Here is a 16,526-nt window from a genome sequence, read left to right on the forward strand (position 1 = left end):
TTTCATGTACTTATATTAACAATCAAAACTCAAGGAAAATAGTCCTTAGTTAAATCAAACGACACTTCATGTCGTGTCGCTTATATCTCTGACCTGAAGGACTGAGTTTTACGCTCCATTTGATAAAAATAATTCAGATCAGATCCGACTGTGTCCAGCACCTTGGCAACTTCAAGGTGAAGCCTATATTTTAAATTATTGGCTCAGCCCGCATTTTTTAAATCTGGCACAGCCTTTTGGCTTAGCACCTTCTTTTTTAGGGCGTCTTGTTCAAGTCATGTGGGTACGTTATAACGCTAGCCCCATTGGCGCTTATGATGAGCTGCTGATTTTAGATCATCCTCTATTTAGGCAGCGTCGTTTATCTACCATTCCTAAAATTTTTGTTTCAACTGAGCCTTCTGTGCAACACGGACAACAGCTTTGGGGTATTCCGAAAGAACTGGCAAGCTTTGATTGGGATATTCAAGATCGACAGATGAGTTGCAAAATACAACACGCAGATTTGCAATTCGCCATTCAACTTGAAAAATGCAATACGCAACGTAGCTTTATTGATAGTCATTACATCCCTGCTGCGCTTTTAAAAATTCAGCAAACATGGCAAGGGAAATCTTATCAATTTAATCCTTCTTTTCGCGGCAGATTAATCCCACTCAAACATGCGTCTTGGCAATCGAATCCAAGTTTGTTTCCTGATTTTAATCAGGCACGCTTCATCAATGGTTTTTACGTGCCTGAGTTCGAACTGACTTTTCCAGAAGCCGAAATCTCTACTCTGGTTTAACCGTTCCACGTGAAACAGATTAACAAAGACAACCCAAGGTTTAGCTACGTGGTCGATCCCAAAATTTTCTAAAGTTTTTACACATTTCAATGCTGATTTTTTTGGCGCGACGCGACACAAAGGTCATGCTAATAAAACCATGTGTTTGATCTAAATATTCTACATATTTTACCGTGACAGCATGTTGACGTAATTTATGTGCATAAATTTCAGCTTCATCATGCAAAACGTCATGCCCTGCTGTGACCACAAAGGCAGGCGCTAGTTTTTTCAATTTGCCAAAAGTTGGCGAAATGATTGGATCATCCAAAGCGACCTGATGCTGTGTGACATAGTGCTGGGTGACAAAATCAATATCTTGTCCCGTCAACACCAAACCATCTTTATAAGCAAAGAATGAAGGATGGCGACTCTTAAAATCTAAGGCTGGATAAATTAAAAATTGTGCGTCAGGTGCATAGGCTGAATGAGCACTACGCTGTGCAACCACCGCTGCAATATTACCACCCGCACTATCGCCTGCCACCGCTATGCGATTTTTTAAAATTTTCATTTCTCGACGATGTTGATATGCCCATGCCAAAGCATCTTCACAGACTTGAATAATCTGCTGTGGACTAGCTTCAGGCGCGAGTGGATATTCCACACTCAACACTTGTGCATGGGCATGTACCGCCATTAAGCGGCAAAATTCGTCATGACTGTCTAAACCACCCACCACAAAACCACCACCATGATAAAACACGATTAAAGGCAATTTTTTATGTGGTGCAGGATGATAATAACGCGCTGCGATATTGCCACTGGCTAAGTTTAAACGGATTTCTTCAACTCGTTTGACCGCAGTTGGAGTGCTCAGAATAGATTGCATTTGTCGATCAAATGCCTGTCTAGACTGTACAGGGTCAGCACCAATAAAACCAATTTTCCCTTGTTTTAATTGTGCCGCCATCATGCATTTAATAAATGGATCAAGGTCTGGATAATGATACGGATAACCCAAAGCTTGAGCCAAAGTATGATGTACTCGACTTGGTAACTTATTTAATGCACGTGCAGCAGCACCTTGTCCTTTGTGCAATTTATTTTTGAGAGATGAATTCAAAATTTGCATGCCTGTTCCTTTTTATATGTCTGCATGATTTGCCTAAACGCTTCATAATTTCTTCATGATCAACAGCACAGTGACCATTTTGTTATACAAGTGCTTCAATCGTTATACACATTCAAATTACCTATACGCTACCCTGCTTTTATGACGCTGTCATTGACACTATTGCAGTCTATGTTTGATGTTTCAGACAAATTCACCTCATCAGCTCAGGAGGCAGAGCATGACTAAAAAATTAATCTTACTTTCATGTGCGACTGCTTTTTTAGCCGTAGGTTGCGTAGTCGTGCCTGACGAAGGTTACTACGATGGACGATATGAGCCACGCTATGATGATGATCATCGACGTTATGACAATGATCGGCAGCGTTGGGAATATCAACAAGGTAAAAATCGGGTTGAGTTAGAGCGTCGTAAACGTGAACTAGAACGTCGTGAATGGGAACAAAAACGACAACAGCAATTACAGCAACAACGCTATGAACAAGAGCGACAACGTTTAGCAGAGCAGCGTAAACGCTTATCGGAACAGCAGCGTAAACAGCTTGAGCAAAAGCGTAAGCAGCAAATTGAAGCTGAACAAAAAAAGCGTGAGGAAGCACGTAAACGCTGGCAACAACAACGTGATGCACAACAAAAGCGCTGGCAGGAAAACCGTAAAGACCGTGAACAACGACGTGATCGTGATTGAGTCTTGCAGCAAAGCAAAACAAATGAGGTAAAAAAAGGGCTTATTCAGAAGTTAGATAAGCCCCGAAAACACATTTAGCAATACACAAGAAACTACAGCGATATAGCATCTATGCGCAAAGAATAAGCAGTGTTAGGTTTTGTGTAAAATATATAATTACTCTCGATTAAGCTGTTTTAGCGATTAATCAACCAAAACTTAAAAACTCTAATCATACGCATGCACAATATAGTGAACAAACACCCAGTCGAATCCTGTTGATAAAACAGTGTTTTTAGCTATCTCCGTAATAAAAGCACTGGTTTAGCTGAATAATCAGCTCCCTATTACCATACTTTTTTAAACAAAAAAATATTATAAGTTTCAAAGTTTAATTTGCTTCATTCATCCGCCGACATCTTGATTCAAAATGTATTGTTTTGACCAAATTTCATGGCAATGAAAATTAATCTACTGGCACGCTTGAATTTTGCCTGCCCTGCCCCGATTTCTTAGCTAATTACGAACTTCTCTAACCATGGCAGTTCAGCAATAACGCAGTTAGCACTGACGCCAAAGGACTGTACATGTTTAAAAACCCATTTAAACGGAGTAAATCAATGGCAACTGAGCAAAACGAACAAACTCAAGACCTTGAGCAAGAGCAGACGGAACAACAAACAGCGCAAGATACTGAGCAAGCAGAAGTTTCCGTTGAGTCTTTACAAGAACAACTGAGCAAACTTGAAGAAAACCTAAAATTGGAAAAAGCACGTACTGCCAATGCAGTTTACGAAGCGGAAAAAACCAAAGAGCGTTTAGAACGTGAAGCAGATACAGCTAAAAAGTTTGCTTTAGAAAAGTTTGCTAAAGAATTATTGGATTCTGTAGACAACCTTGAGCGTGCTATTGCCGCCAATGGTGATGAAAAAACTGCCTTGTCTGAAGGTGTGGAACTGACCTTGAAATCATTACTGACCACTTTAGAAAAGTTTGGTGTGGTGGTGATTGATACAGCCAATGGTTTCAATGCAGACCTGCATCAAGCCGTAGGGATTGATCCAAATGCAAAAGCCAATGAAATTGGCAACGTATTACAAAAAGGCTACACCTTACATGGTCGCTTACTCCGCCCTGCAATGGTGATGGTTGGCGCTTAAGCCTTATAAAATCGAGAGTTGATAAAAAATTTTCATCTAAACAACTTGAAAAATTTTGATTGGCTCTCATATCGAATAACAAGTGAAAACATTGCAAAAGAATTTTTGAGGAAACATCCAAATGGCTAAAATCATTGGTATTGACTTAGGTACAACTAACTCATGTGTAGCGGTACTTGAAGGCGACAAAGTTAAAGTAATTGAAAACGCAGAAGGCGCACGTACAACTCCATCTATTATTGCTTATAAAGATGGCGAAATTCTTGTAGGTCAATCTGCAAAGCGTCAGGCTGTAACTAACCCGAAAAACACATTATTCGCAATTAAGCGTTTGATTGGTCGTCGTTATGAAGACCAAGCGGTACAAAAAGACATTGGTCTTGTGCCTTACAAAATCATCAAAGCAGACAATGGCGATGCTTGGGTTGAAGTGAATGACAAGAAACTTGCACCACAGCAAATTTCTGCAGAAACTTTGAAAAAGATGAAAAAGACTGCCGAAGATTATTTGGGCGAAACAGTTACTGAAGCCGTGATTACTGTACCTGCGTACTTTAACGATGCACAGCGCCAAGCAACCAAAGATGCGGGTAAAATTGCAGGCTTAGAAGTTAAACGTATCATCAACGAACCAACTGCTGCTGCGCTTGCATTTGGTATGGACAAGAAAGAAGGCGACCGTAAAGTTGCTGTATATGACTTGGGTGGTGGTACTTTTGACGTATCGATCATTGAAATTGCAGACCTTGATGGCGACCAACAAATTGAAGTGTTATCAACCAACGGTGATACCTTCCTTGGTGGTGAAGACTTTGACAATGCCTTGATCGAATACTTGGTTGAAGAGTTCAAAAAAGAGCAAAACTTCAACTTGAAACAAGATCCATTGGCATTACAACGTCTGAAAGAAGCGGCTGAGAAAGCAAAAATCGAGCTTTCATCTTCAAATGCGACTGAAATCAACTTGCCATATATCACTGCAGACGCAACAGGTCCGAAGCACTTGGTGATGAACGTGACTCGCGCCAAACTTGAAGGTTTGGTTGCTGATTTAGTCGCTCGTACCATTGAGCCATGTAAAGTTGCGCTACAAGATGCAGGACTTTCAACTTCTGACATCTCTGACGTGATTTTGGTGGGTGGTCAATCACGTATGCCACTTGTACAACAAAAAGTACAAGAATTCTTTGGCAAAGAGCCACGTAAAGACGTAAACCCAGACGAAGCTGTTGCAATTGGTGCAGCAATTCAGGGTGCCGTATTGTCTGGTGACAAAACTGACGTATTGCTTCTAGACGTAACTCCGTTAACGCTTGGTATTGAAACTATGGGTGGCGTGTTGACGCCAATCATTGAGAAAAACACCACGATTCCTGCGAAGAAATCTCAAGTGTTCTCAACAGCGGCAGACAACCAGCCTGCAGTAGACATTTCAGTTTACCAAGGTGAGCGTAAAATGGCTCAACAAAACAAATTGTTGGGTAACTTCCAATTAGGTGACATTCCACCAGCGCCACGCGGTGTGCCACAAATTGAAGTTTCGTTCGACATTAACGCTGACGGTATCTTGAAAGTGTCTGCAAAAGACAAGAGCACAGGCAAAGAACAATCGATTCAAATTAAAGCAAACTCTGGTTTGAGCGATGCTGAAATTGAAGCGATGATTAAAGATGCTGAAGCAAATGCTGAAGAAGACCGTAAGTTTGAAGAACTTGCAAAAGCACGTAACGAAGCGGATGCTTTAGTTTCTTCTGCTCAAAAAGCAGTAAAAGACCTTGGTGAACAAGTGACTGCCGATGAAAAAACTGCGATTGAAACTGCAGTCACTGAGCTTGAAGCGACAACCAAAGAAAATGATGTAGATGCAATCAAAGCAAAAACTGAAGCATTGCAAAACATCATCATGCCAATTACGCAACGTGCGTATGAAGCTGCACAAGGTCAAGGCGGTGCACAAGGTTTCGACCCAAATGCATTTGGCGGTGACGCAGGTCAACAAAAAGCCGATGATGGCGTTGTGGATGCTGAATTCACTGAAGTCAAAGATGATAAAAAATAATTTGTCGCTTTAACGCACATCAAAAACCGCGCTGCAAGCAATTGCAGCGCGGTTTTTCTTTTCGATATCCATACACTGACTTCAAGATTTAAATGAAAGAGCACAGACAATTGGACGCTCAACCGAGTACAATAGATAAAATGATGCTCTAACTGCAAATAGATTGAGTTTCTGCCCTACTTTCGGCTACAGTAAACCCAAAAAAGGATGCCGCTAGCAATGCGTTTGTTTCTATTGGGTGCAATCATACTGTTTTCTATCTTGCTGATTTATCAAAATATTCAACATCCTCATACACGACACAATACAGTACTGGATAGTTTGCAACATCCTTTAGATACTCGCTTACGTTATCGTATTGGAGAAATCGATCCGCGTTTTGGCTTAAGCCATGCCGATGTACTACAACTAAGTCAGGAAGCCACCCTGATCTGGACACAAGGGACGGGACAGGATTATTTTGTATATGATCCAAATGCCAAGCTCGCCATTCACTTGATTTATGATCAACATCAAGATGAATCCAACCAACGACAACAGCAACTTACAGCCATTGAACAACGCCAACAACACTGGAGCAATCAAAACCAAAATATTCAAGCACTAAAACAAGAAATTGCAGATAAAAATCAACAGCTTGATGCAAAAAAAATGCTATTTGAACAACAACTTGAACAATACAATCGTCAAGTACAGCAAATTAACCAAAGTGGTGGGCTACATCCTTCGCAACAGGAAGTTTTTGCAGCCAAAAAACAAGAAATCCAGCAAAACATGTGGAGTTTAGAACACGAAATGGCGCAATTTAATCAACAAATTAACCAACTCAACCAACAAGTCGATGCCCTCAATCAACTCAATCAGGACATTGATATTTCCATCCAGCAATTTAATGCACGTTTTCAGCCACGTTTATTTGATAAAGGCAGCTTTGATGGTCAGGCCATTCGGATTTATGAGTTTCAATCTAAAGATGATTTACGCTTAACTTTGGCGCATGAATTCGGCCATGCTTTAGGTTTAGCACACCATAATGATCCTTATGCCTTAATGTATCCAATGCTAAAAGATCAGCAGTTGCAGAATTTCCAACTGCGCCCTGCCGATCTCGATTTACTCCATGCACGGCATTGAGCAATCTGGCAAACTGAAGTGACTAAAACACAAAACTCCCCTCACCCTGTACGATAGTTGCATATCCATTACACGTGCAAAGGCAGCAAATTTACTCATTTCATGTTATTGTGAAGGCTCTGTATAACCCTGAACGATCTGTGGAGATTCATGTGAGTTACTACCATATCCTGATTGAAGTAAATGACCACATCAGCACGATTGAACAAAGCCGTGATATCGAAATTTTTGATATTGTTGAGCTTCAACCTTGTCTCCACTCGATTTTATTGCCGTATTTTAATGAGCAAGTGATTGAACTTGAAGATGAAAATATTGAATACAAAGATATTTTGCATCTTGAGGTTAGACAGACCTTATTACCAATTGAACACCTGATTGAAGAAGAACAGCGTTTGCTGCCAAGTGATACCGACATCACCATTTCAGCTTATGAAATTTTTAATAACAAAGAATTAAGCCAAGATGTCACGACTGTGATTTTTGATTTGCTTGAAGCAGTGAAAATTGAACCTTAATCCCCTGTTTTAAGACAAAAATTAAAAAGGTCTGCACATTTGCAGACCTTTTTTATGCAATCGCAACAACTTATTGCATCATTTGTTTGGCCGCTTCATTACGAAACGCTCTTAAAATTTGCTGCCCTGCCCGACCTGTTGCAGCCAAGCCGAGTCGAGTCTGTTCCTGACGAATCGCTTGACGGGTTTTGTCGCCAATTAAACCATCCACTTCACCAATGTCATAACCACGACTTAACAAAAAGCGTTGAATTTCACGGCGTTCTGCGCGGGATGTACCTGCATCATCGGTTGGCCAAGCGGTGCGGAATGCAGACTGCCCCATTAAACGATCTGATAAATGCGCAATCGCTAAGGCATAACTTTCTGCTGCGTTATAGCTATAAATGGCATCGAAGTTTCTAAACACTAAGAATACAGGGCCATTCGCACCTGCAGGTGCCATCAAGCCTGCCTGACTACTGCCCGATAAATTGCCCTGAATTAATGCCGAACCATCTGCACGAGTCAACCCACGATTAACCCAACTGCTGAGGGATTTTTTATTGCGTCGCCCTTCACCACTCAAAGACATGCCTGCAGGCACTTTGACTTCAAAGCCCCACGGCTGCCCTGTTTGCCAGCCGCGACGTTTTAAAAAGTTAGCGGTGGAAGCCAAAGCATCTGGAATACTAGATACTAAGTCACGGCGACCATCACCATCAAAATCGACCGCCAACTCATCATAGGTCGATGGCATAAACTGAGTATGCCCAAACGCCCCTGCCCATGAGCCTTTTAATTGTGATTCAGTGACATCACCACGTTGCAATAAACGCATGGTGGTAAAAAACTCACCTCGGAAATAGCTTTGACGGCGTCCTTCACAGCTCAAGGTACCTAGCGCTTGCAATAATGGATAGGATCCTGAAATCGCACCAAAGTTACTTTCTACACCCCAAACCGCCACTACGGTTTCTGCAGGTACGCCATAGGCTGCTGCAACACGATTGAGCACATCACGGTGCTGTGCCAATTTCTGCTGTCCTGCCTGCACGCGCTCATCATCGACCAAGCCTGAGAGATAATCCCAGATTGGCGTAGAAAATTCAGGTTGGTAATTTAAACGCTCAATGACGGAATAATCTGGGCTGAGATTTTGAGTATAGCGATCATAACTGCTGCCACTCACCCCTTTGGCAATGGCTTGGCTGCGTAAATTGGCCAAACAACTTTGAAAATGGTTTTGTGGTTGAAAATTTGCAGATGTACTGACCGTTGGTGTTACGGTGACAGATTTTCCATTGATAATCAGTTCTGCCTGAACCTGAGTAGCTGCCATTGCAGCTGTCGCAAAAATCACAGCGAAACGATGCATAATACCCTTTGATGTGTTTTGAATTTAAATCTTGGCTTTACCATAACACCTTCAGCCACAGAGATCAGATGAAAATCTGTAACTTTAAATTCATTTACACAGTTTTAAATTCATTTTCTCGTTTTAAATTTAAAACACTTATCCACAAGTACGGCATCTCACATTTTTAAATTCAAAATCACAACACATGATAAGACTTTTAAATTTAAAAGTTTAAATTCAAATTAAACCAACCCAAGTTATCCACAAAACACGACATTCACTGCATATTTACGATGTATTACTTTGAATTTAAAAGTAGCTTTTTAAATTTAAAGATCAAAAGAGCCGCTACTTTATTTAAATTCAAAACTGCAGATCTATCTTTAAATTCATTTCTGATATTTAAATTCAAAGTTGAAGCATCGCTTTAAATTTAAAACGCGCTATTTGAATTTAAAGTTTTGAATTCATAATTATCATCTGTTTCCCATCAGACTTGTGCGCATTTTTATTTTAAGTATTGCTTTGCTACGGTGATGGTTGCTTATTCAGCCTGATCTATCTTAATCAACCTAAAATTACAGCGTCAATCCTAGACAGATTAACGGTAGAACACCTTAAAAATGGGCAGAATAAAAAATGTGAGAGCATAAAAAAGCGCTCATCGTGATGAGCGCTTTGGCGTCATTTTTAAATTTACAAGCTCATATCAGCACTGAGCGCCAATGGATTTGGCAAAATTTTTGCCAATTGGCGGCATAAATCTGTCAACTCAGCAGCATCATTCGGCATTAAAGTAATATGCCCAATTTTACGACCTTCACGCTCAGTTTTATTGTACAAATGCAAATGTGCGCCATTCAATGCCAACACATCTTCAGTTTTGGGATGCTGACCAATAATATTGACCATCACCGTTGGACGTACCACTTCAGTTGAGCCTAACGGTAAACCTGCTACAGCACGAATATGGTTCTCAAACTGCGAACACACCGCGCCTTCAATTGACCAGTGACCTGAGTTATGCACACGAGGTGCCATCTCGTTGGCATACAAGCCCTTGTCAGTGACAAATAGCTCTAACGTCAACACACCTACATAATTCAAGTGATTGAGCAGGCGAGTGATATAGTCTTGTGCCGCAGGCTGCAAGTCAGCGCTGTTTGGTGCAGGGACAATCGAATGCGACAAAATACCGTTGTGATGATGGTTTTCTGCCAATGGCCAAGTTTTTACTTCACCATTTTGACCACGCACCGCAATAATAGATACTTCACGTGAAAAAGTAACAAAACTTTCTGCGATCAAGCTGCCTGCAGGGCCAAGTTCTGCCCATGCTTGTTCAATCTGATCTGCACTGCGCAAGACAAACTGACCTTTGCCATCATAGCCGCCTGTTGCGGTTTTTAGCACAATTGGCAGACCAAGTTCAGCTACAGCAGCCTGTAAACTTTCCAGCGAGTTGACCGCTTTATACGGCGCAACAGGAATCGCCAATTCATCAAATAAGCCTTTTTCCAGCAAGCGGTTTTGGGCAATTGCCAAAGCCTGACGTGGTGGATGCAAGTCTTTGTGCTTAATCAATACATCAACATCAGCCAACGGAGTATTTTCAAACTCAAGGCTGAATACATCGGCACTGTGTATAAAATCTTGTAGGCTATTTTCGCTTTTGCTGGCAAAAACCTGACCCAAGGTTGCCGCTGGGCAATCTGGACTGGCTTCAAAAAAGGTACATTGAATATTTAAGGGTAAAGCCGCTTGTGCCATCATGCGACCCAATTGACCGCCACCAAAAATACCGATGGTCTTATCCATAGTAATTGTCCCGCTTAAGCCTGACCTGGAATATTGTTGCTTGAAACTTTCTCAGTTTGCGCGGCACGGAAATTGGCAACATTTTGTGCAATTTCTGGACGGGTTAAACCTAAAATTTGGGCTGCCATAATTGCCGCATTGGTTGCTCCCGCAGGACCAATCGCCAATGTACCTACGGCAATACCTGCAGGCATTTGCACAATTGAAAGTAATGAATCGACACCATTTAAAATTGAAGATTTCACTGGCACACCTAAAACAGGTAAATCAGTTTTAGCTGCACACATACCTGGTAAGTGTGCGGCACCACCAGCGCCTGCAATAATCACCTGAATGCCACGATCACGCGCTTGTTCAGCATATTCAAATAAGCGATCTGGGGTACGGTGTGCAGAAACGACTTCCGCTTCAAATGGGACACCAAGCTGCTTCAGCATATTGGCAGTGTGTTCGAGAGTTGCCCAATCCGATTGAGAACCCATGATAATTCCAACGAGAGGAGCGTCTTGTGCAGCGGCCGCGTTCATTACAAATATTCCAGAAACGAAACTAAGGAAAGAGAAATTCAGGCGAGAAAGCCAAGCTTGAATAAGAACTCCACATTATAGACTTATTTTTCGACTTGTTAAAATTGAACACGGCGACTCAACCGACTTTTTTGATTATTTTTATCGGGTTATTTTAAAGAATTGAAAACAGTTAAACAAAATAGGTGAACCTAAAGCTATTCAAGCGAGCTAAAACTCGTCTTTAAGGCGCACGAAATACAAAATACACGCAACCACATAAACATAAGGCTGCCCATAAATAATCCAGTTTAAAAGGTTGCTTAAACAAAAAAATCATAAACGGGACAAACACCAATAAAGTCACAACTTCTTGGGTAATTTTCATTTGACCTACCGCCCAGCCATGCTGCGCCAGCAAACGGGTAGCAGGAATCATCAAACTGTATTCAAACAGGGCGATCACCCAACTGAATAAAATAGCCTGCCACAGCGGCGCATCATGTGGTAAAAACTTGAGATGACCATACCACGCCAAGGTCATAAAACAGTTTGCAACCACCAAAAGTAAAAATGCTGAAGACATTGTGTCGTACTATCTTAAAAATTCAGTTTTATTTTACGAGCTATTTGCCATGAAAAATGCAAGAGCAGCAATTTTTTACATCGTTTGGCGCAGATTCAGCGCTGAAAAATCCCTGAAAGGAGATACAAGAATCACTATCTTTTCGCCAAAACCCTTGCTATCGTTGCTTCAAATCAAGTTAATCACGACAACAGCACAAAAATACGTGATGTGTCTATAAAAGCAGTGGAGTAAGGCGGAATGCATCTGCATATTTTGGGTATTTGTGGCACATTTATGGGCTCATTGGCACTTTTGGCCCGCGATTTAGGACATACCGTCACAGGTTCAGACCAAAACGTCTATCCACCGATGTCGACTCAACTGGAAAATGCAGGCATTACCTTAATGCAAGGTTATGACCGCAGCCATTTACAACCGCATCCAGATTTAGTGATTGTGGGCAATGCCATGAAACGTGGGATTGATGCGGTTGAATACATGCTGAATGCAGGTTTACCGTATATTTCTGGCCCGCAATTTTTGGCCGATCATGTCTTGCAAGGCAAACACGTACTGGGCGTTGCAGGCACGCACGGCAAAACCACCACCACCACCATGTTGGCGTGGGTATTGGATCAGGCAGGCTTAGAACCGGGCTTTTTAATTGGCGGCGTTCCTTTAGGCTTTAGTGAAAGTGCACGTTTGGGTGCAGGCAAGTATTTCTGTGTCGAAGCCGATGAATACGACTCTGCGTTTTTTGATAAACGCTCCAAGTTCGTACATTACCATCCTAAAACCGCCATTTTAAATAACCTTGAATTTGACCATGCCGATATTTTTGATGATTTGGCCGCAATTCAAAAACAATTCCATCATTTGGTGCGTACCATCCCAAGTGAAGGGCGCATTATTGCCCCAATTACAGAAACCCATATTGATGAAGTGTTAGAAATGGGTTGCTGGACACCTGTGCTACGTACTTCGCTCAATGCAGATCCACAAGCGGAACTGTATGCAGAACAACTTGCAGCAGATGGTTCACATTTTAAAGTTCTGAAAAATGGTGTGCTACAAGGTGAAGTGCGCTGGAATATGACAGGGCAACACAGTGTCGCCAATGCCTTGGCAACCATCGCCGCAGCAGAGCATGTTGGGGTTGCAATTGAAACCGCATGTGCAGCGCTGTCCAATTTTGGTGGGGTGAAACGCCGTATGGAGTTATTAGGCACCATACGCGGCATTGAAGTCTATGATGACTTTGCCCACCATCCAACCGCAATTGAAACCACACTGGACGGCGCACGTAAGCGTTTGGGTGAGCGTAAGCTTTGGGCGATTATTGAACCACGTTCCAACACCATGCGCATGGGCAGTCATAAAGAGGGCTTGGCAGATTCAGCACGTTTGGCGGATGCTGTGATTTGGTATCAACCTGAAGGTTTAGACTGGGATTTACAGCCTGTGGTTGCGGCTGCTCGCAATCATGCGGTGGTGGCCAATACTTTGGATGAAATTATTCAAAAAATCGTGAGCCAAGCAGGTGAGGGCGATGCAGTGGTGATTATGTCAAATGGTGGATTTGGTGGTTTACATCAAAAACTCATTCAAGCGTTGCAACACACGGCTTAAAATCGCTTAAACTGATTTAAAACTCTTTCAAAAAAAATCCCCTGTTTTTGGCAAAAAATAGGGGGTTTTTATATTAATTATAAATTTATATATTATAATTATTAAAAGCAACAATACTGCTCATGAACTTGTCATCTTGACCTGTTACTTTAAAAAGATTACATCCTGCGAGCATGACGGTTGCTACAGGTTGGCTGCTGGATGTCTTTCATCATTATTACTAAGAAGGATGGTCACAATGTCAAAAACAATGAAAGCCATGGTCTACCACGGCGCCAATGATATTCGTTTTGAAGAACGCCCACGTCCAGAAATTTTACAACCAACAGATGCCGTGATTCGTCTCACCAAAACTACAATTTGCGGTACTGACTTAGGTATTTGGAAAGGTAAAAACCCAGAAATTCAAGACACTGCAGTTGCCAAGACAGGGCTATTTGATGGCCGTATTTTAGGTCACGAAGGTATCGGGATTGTTGAAGAAGTCGGTTCGGCAGTCAAAAATTTCAAAAAAGGCGACAAGGTCATTATTTCTTGTGTCAGCCGTTGTGGTACTTGTGAAAACTGTCAAAAACAACTCTATGCACACTGCCAAAATGAAGGCGGTTGGATCATGGGATATATGATTGATGGTACTCATGCAGAATATGTCCGTACTCCATTTGCAGATACTTCTTTATATTTGCTACCTGAAGGTTTAAATGAAGAAGTCGCGGTTTTCTTGTCTGATGTATTGCCAACTTCACATGAAATTGGCGTGCAATACGGCAATGTTAAACCGGGTGATACCATTGCCATTGTCGGTACAGGTCCAATTGGCATGGGTTGTCTGCTTACTGCACAGTTCTATTCTCCTGCACAAATTATTGCAGTTGATATGGATGATAACCGCTTGGCGATGGCAAAAGAATTGGGGGCAACCCATACTATTAACTCTGCCAAAGAAGATGCTGTACAACGTATTTTAGAGATTACAGGTGGTCGCGGGGTAGACTGCGCCATGGAAGCTGTAGGTGTCGAAGCCACTTGGGATATTTGCCAAAATGTCGTGAAAGAGGGCGGACATATTGCCAATGTGGGCGTACATGGTAAGTCGGTAAATTTTGAGTTAAACAAACTCTGGATTAAAAACCTAACCATCACTACGGGTTTGGTGAATGCCAATACGACAGGCATGCTGTTAAAAACCTGCTGTTCAGGCAAATTGCCTTTAGAAAAACTGGCAACGCACCATTTTAAATTCTCTGAATTTGAAAAAGCCTATGATGTGTTTAAACATGCTTCAGATGAAAATGCCATGAAAGTGATGATTAATTACGAATAATCTTGGCTTAACTATGTTACAAAAAAGCCAATCTACGCGCTGTGGATTGGCTTTTTTGGGCTTTTATAATATTTTCAAGAAAATTTTAGACTGCACGACAGACGAAGTCTGCATGCTGTTTTAATACCAACACATTAGATTATTTCAACGTAGAAAGACTTTTAAGCCACGACATCAGCATATTGTGTATCTGTTTCAAAAGCCGTCTCAATATAAGAGCACACGGGTGCAATTTTTAGCTGCTTTTCACGTGCAAAGGCGACCAAAATATCTAATAGCTGACGGGCAACCCCTTGACCTCGTAATGTCAGATCGACCCAAGTGTGATCTGCTAAAATAGTGTGATCATCTTGATATTGATAAGTAATTTCAGCGATATGCCGACCATCTCGTTCAATAAAAAACTCGCCACCGCGTTGGGTTTCTTGATGTTGAATTTGCATAAGTCCACCTATCAAACTAAATCTATTTTTTCAATTTGCCACACTCTTTACGAAATATTGTGCTGAATTTGTACAAATTAAAGTGATTTACCATACAGAATAAATTGCACAACACTTAAAATTATGTAATTCTTTACGCAGATTTAGGCAGCGTCCTAATCCCAAATTATGTTGAACAAGGGGAGTAGCCTCCTCCAAGCGTTAAAATATAACTTTAACGTGTCAGCGTTTCGTCATTACACTTTGCAAAAAGTCGGACGCTGAGCATAGTGCACATACTTGTTGATACAAGTCCGCTCTATGTAGGCAAGACCTTGATCATGTTGTTACAGATGTTTGAAATCATCTGACAACAGGTCAAGGTTTTTTTGTGGCCAGTTGTTGGATGTGGAGATTGTATGGAATCCATCGGCAATTTATGGCTATATCTGGTCTTTTTTGCAATTGTTGCAGTCATGCTCGCCATTGACTTCTTAGGCTTTAAACAAAAAGCAGGCGAATCGGTCAAAGTCAAAACCGCTGCGTATTGGAGTATCGCCTGGGTCAGTGTGGCAGCTTTATTTGGTGGCGGTTTATGGCTGTATCTTAAACACAGCGTTGGGCTAGAAGTCGCCAACACCAAAGTCATGGAATACTTTGCGGGTTATTTGCTGGAAAAATCACTGGCGATTGATAATGTATTCGTTTGGTTGATGATCTTCGCCGCATTCGCCATCCCACCGGGCTTACAGCGTAAAATTTTACTCTACGGCGTACTGGGCGCAATTATTCTCAGAACCATTTTTATTTTTATTGGAGCTTGGTTTGTACAAGAATTCTCCTGGATTTTGTATATTTTTGGCGCATTTTTGGTCTACACAGGCTTTAAATTCTTAAAAGGTCCAGAGCAAGAAGCCAGCAATATTGAAGATATGGCGTTGTTGAAATGGCTACGCAAACACATGCGTATTACCCCAACACTGGAAAAAGATCAGTTTTTTGTGCGCCAAAATGGTGTACTTTGGGCAACGCCATTATTTTTAGTTTTAATTTTGGTCGAAGCATCTGACGTTATTTTTGCCGTGGATTCTATCCCTGCAATTTTTGCCGTGACTACCGATCCGTTTATTGTACTCACTGCAAATCTTATGGCTATTTTGGGCTTACGTGCCATGTTTTTCTTGCTCTCAGGCGCAGCCACTAAAATGCATTATTTACCGTATGGACTGGGTTTAATTTTACTATTTATTGGCTTTAAAATGCTGATGTTAGATGTATTCCACATGCCTATCTGGATTTCACTCGGCTTTATTGTACTTGTGCTGACAATCACTGCGTGGTTATCAATTCGACATAGTCGAAAACACCATGAAACCACATTATAAAATTTAACAGTCCCCACCATCGTTGCAAGCCTTCTTTCGAGAAGGCTTTTTGTATTCATTTCACCAAGTTTTAATTTACCGTACGATAAATTTTAT

At 41.5% G+C, this 16,526-nt stretch carries 15 protein-coding genes; 9 read left to right on the forward strand and 6 right to left on the reverse strand.

Annotated elements, in window-relative coordinates:
- Positions 1–142 precede the first annotated feature (142 nt).
- Positions 143–787: an acetoacetate decarboxylase family protein gene (locus FTT71_RS11395; protein WP_180160988.1), complete on the forward strand. Its 645-nt coding sequence runs from the start codon at positions 143–145 to the stop codon at positions 785–787.
- Positions 788–827: 40 nt separating this feature from the next.
- On the opposite strand, the gene FTT71_RS11400 is transcribed toward FTT71_RS11395, so the two are convergent.
- Positions 828–1,901, reverse strand: a complete 1,074-nt coding sequence (locus FTT71_RS11400) for an alpha/beta hydrolase (protein ID WP_131261892.1) — start codon at positions 1,899–1,901, stop codon at positions 828–830.
- 220 nt (positions 1,902–2,121) lie between these two features.
- On the opposite strand from FTT71_RS11400, the gene FTT71_RS11405 reads away from it, so the two are divergent.
- From FTT71_RS11405 to FTT71_RS11425, 5 genes are all read left to right on the forward strand, one after another.
- A complete protein-coding gene (locus tag FTT71_RS11405; protein ID WP_131261893.1) occupies positions 2,122–2,589 on the forward strand; it encodes a hypothetical protein in 468 nt (155 codons plus the stop codon).
- Between the two features lie 566 nt (positions 2,590–3,155).
- A complete protein-coding gene (grpE, locus tag FTT71_RS11410; protein WP_256732321.1) occupies positions 3,156–3,728 on the forward strand; it encodes a nucleotide exchange factor GrpE in 573 nt (190 codons plus the stop codon).
- A 121-nt stretch (positions 3,729–3,849) separates the two neighbouring features.
- On the forward strand, positions 3,850–5,787 hold the full coding sequence (dnaK, locus tag FTT71_RS11415; RefSeq protein WP_154321227.1) for a molecular chaperone DnaK: 1,938 nt from the start codon (positions 3,850–3,852) through the stop codon (positions 5,785–5,787).
- Between the two features lie 219 nt (positions 5,788–6,006).
- Positions 6,007–6,921: a matrixin family metalloprotease gene (locus tag FTT71_RS11420; protein ID WP_180096318.1), complete on the forward strand. Its 915-nt coding sequence runs from the start codon at positions 6,007–6,009 to the stop codon at positions 6,919–6,921.
- Between the two features lie 140 nt (positions 6,922–7,061).
- Positions 7,062–7,439 (forward strand): hypothetical protein, encoded by a 378-nt coding sequence (locus FTT71_RS11425; protein ID WP_162164695.1) that lies wholly within the window; start codon positions 7,062–7,064, stop codon positions 7,437–7,439.
- Between the two features lie 70 nt (positions 7,440–7,509).
- Here the strand turns inward: FTT71_RS11425 and FTT71_RS11430 are convergent, their stop codons facing one another.
- The 4 genes from FTT71_RS11430 to FTT71_RS11445 all read right to left on the reverse strand — a co-directional run bounded on the left by FTT71_RS11430 (position 7,510) and on the right by FTT71_RS11445 (position 11,688).
- Positions 7,510–8,796 (reverse strand): lytic murein transglycosylase, encoded by a 1,287-nt coding sequence (locus FTT71_RS11430; protein ID WP_004969803.1) that lies wholly within the window; start codon positions 8,794–8,796, stop codon positions 7,510–7,512.
- A gap of 678 nt (positions 8,797–9,474) precedes the next feature.
- Positions 9,475–10,596, reverse strand: a complete 1,122-nt coding sequence (locus tag FTT71_RS11435; protein ID WP_131261895.1) for a 5-(carboxyamino)imidazole ribonucleotide synthase — start codon at positions 10,594–10,596, stop codon at positions 9,475–9,477.
- Between the two features lie 14 nt (positions 10,597–10,610).
- Entirely contained in the window at positions 10,611–11,123 is a 513-nt protein-coding gene (gene purE / locus FTT71_RS11440; RefSeq protein WP_019836195.1) for a 5-(carboxyamino)imidazole ribonucleotide mutase, read from the reverse strand.
- Positions 11,124–11,346: 223 nt separating this feature from the next.
- Positions 11,347–11,688, reverse strand: a complete 342-nt coding sequence (locus tag FTT71_RS11445; RefSeq protein ID WP_154321229.1) for a DMT family protein — start codon at positions 11,686–11,688, stop codon at positions 11,347–11,349.
- A gap of 240 nt (positions 11,689–11,928) precedes the next feature.
- Between FTT71_RS11445 and mpl the strand changes: the two genes are divergently transcribed.
- Both mpl and FTT71_RS11455 read left to right on the forward strand, forming a co-directional pair.
- Positions 11,929–13,299, forward strand: coding sequence for a UDP-N-acetylmuramate:L-alanyl-gamma-D-glutamyl-meso-diaminopimelate ligase (mpl, locus tag FTT71_RS11450; RefSeq protein WP_004969796.1), 1,371 nt, complete (start codon positions 11,929–11,931; stop codon positions 13,297–13,299).
- A gap of 238 nt (positions 13,300–13,537) precedes the next feature.
- Positions 13,538–14,623 carry a zinc-dependent alcohol dehydrogenase family protein gene (locus FTT71_RS11455; protein ID WP_180060687.1) on the forward strand — a complete coding sequence of 362 codons (1,086 nt, stop codon included), beginning with the start codon at positions 13,538–13,540 and terminating at the stop codon, positions 14,621–14,623.
- 161 nt (positions 14,624–14,784) lie between these two features.
- Here the strand turns inward: FTT71_RS11455 and FTT71_RS11460 are convergent, their stop codons facing one another.
- Positions 14,785–15,066, reverse strand: a complete 282-nt coding sequence (locus FTT71_RS11460) for a GNAT family N-acetyltransferase (protein ID WP_180160981.1) — start codon at positions 15,064–15,066, stop codon at positions 14,785–14,787.
- 398 nt (positions 15,067–15,464) lie between these two features.
- Between FTT71_RS11460 and FTT71_RS11465 the strand changes: the two genes are divergently transcribed.
- The gene (locus FTT71_RS11465; protein ID WP_104852786.1) at positions 15,465–16,430 is read left to right on the forward strand and encodes a TerC family protein; all 966 of its coding nucleotides are present in this window, start codon (positions 15,465–15,467) and stop codon (positions 16,428–16,430) included.
- Positions 16,431–16,526 lie beyond the last annotated feature (96 nt).

The sequence above is a fragment of the Acinetobacter sp. YH01004 genome (genome assembly GCF_013420455.1).
Lineage (GTDB): Bacteria > Pseudomonadota > Gammaproteobacteria > Pseudomonadales > Moraxellaceae > Acinetobacter > Acinetobacter towneri.

Bases quoted from the DNA above. Each gene is read 5' to 3' on its own strand.
- FTT71_RS11455 (WP_180060687.1), top strand. From the start codon at position 13,538: ATGTCAAAAACAATGAAAGCCATGGTCTACCACGGCGCCAATGATATT.
- grpE (WP_256732321.1), top strand. From the start codon at position 3,156: ATGTTTAAAAACCCATTTAAACGGAGTAAATCAATGGCAACTGAGCAA.
- FTT71_RS11435 (WP_131261895.1), bottom strand. From the start codon at position 10,596: ATGGATAAGACCATCGGTATTTTTGGTGGCGGTCAATTGGGTCGCATG.
- FTT71_RS11400 (WP_131261892.1), bottom strand. From the start codon at position 1,901: ATGCAAATTTTGAATTCATCTCTCAAAAATAAATTGCACAAAGGACAA.
- FTT71_RS11445 (WP_154321229.1), bottom strand. From the start codon at position 11,688: ATGTCTTCAGCATTTTTACTTTTGGTGGTTGCAAACTGTTTTATGACC.
- FTT71_RS11465 (WP_104852786.1), top strand. From the start codon at position 15,465: ATGGAATCCATCGGCAATTTATGGCTATATCTGGTCTTTTTTGCAATT.
- purE (WP_019836195.1), bottom strand. From the start codon at position 11,123: ATGAACGCGGCCGCTGCACAAGACGCTCCTCTCGTTGGAATTATCATG.
- FTT71_RS11460 (WP_180160981.1), bottom strand. From the start codon at position 15,066: ATGCAAATTCAACATCAAGAAACCCAACGCGGTGGCGAGTTTTTTATT.
- FTT71_RS11405 (WP_131261893.1), top strand. From the start codon at position 2,122: ATGACTAAAAAATTAATCTTACTTTCATGTGCGACTGCTTTTTTAGCC.
- mpl (WP_004969796.1), top strand. From the start codon at position 11,929: ATGCATCTGCATATTTTGGGTATTTGTGGCACATTTATGGGCTCATTG.
- dnaK (WP_154321227.1), top strand. From the start codon at position 3,850: ATGGCTAAAATCATTGGTATTGACTTAGGTACAACTAACTCATGTGTA.
- FTT71_RS11430 (WP_004969803.1), bottom strand. From the start codon at position 8,796: ATGCATCGTTTCGCTGTGATTTTTGCGACAGCTGCAATGGCAGCTACT.
- FTT71_RS11420 (WP_180096318.1), top strand. From the start codon at position 6,007: ATGCGTTTGTTTCTATTGGGTGCAATCATACTGTTTTCTATCTTGCTG.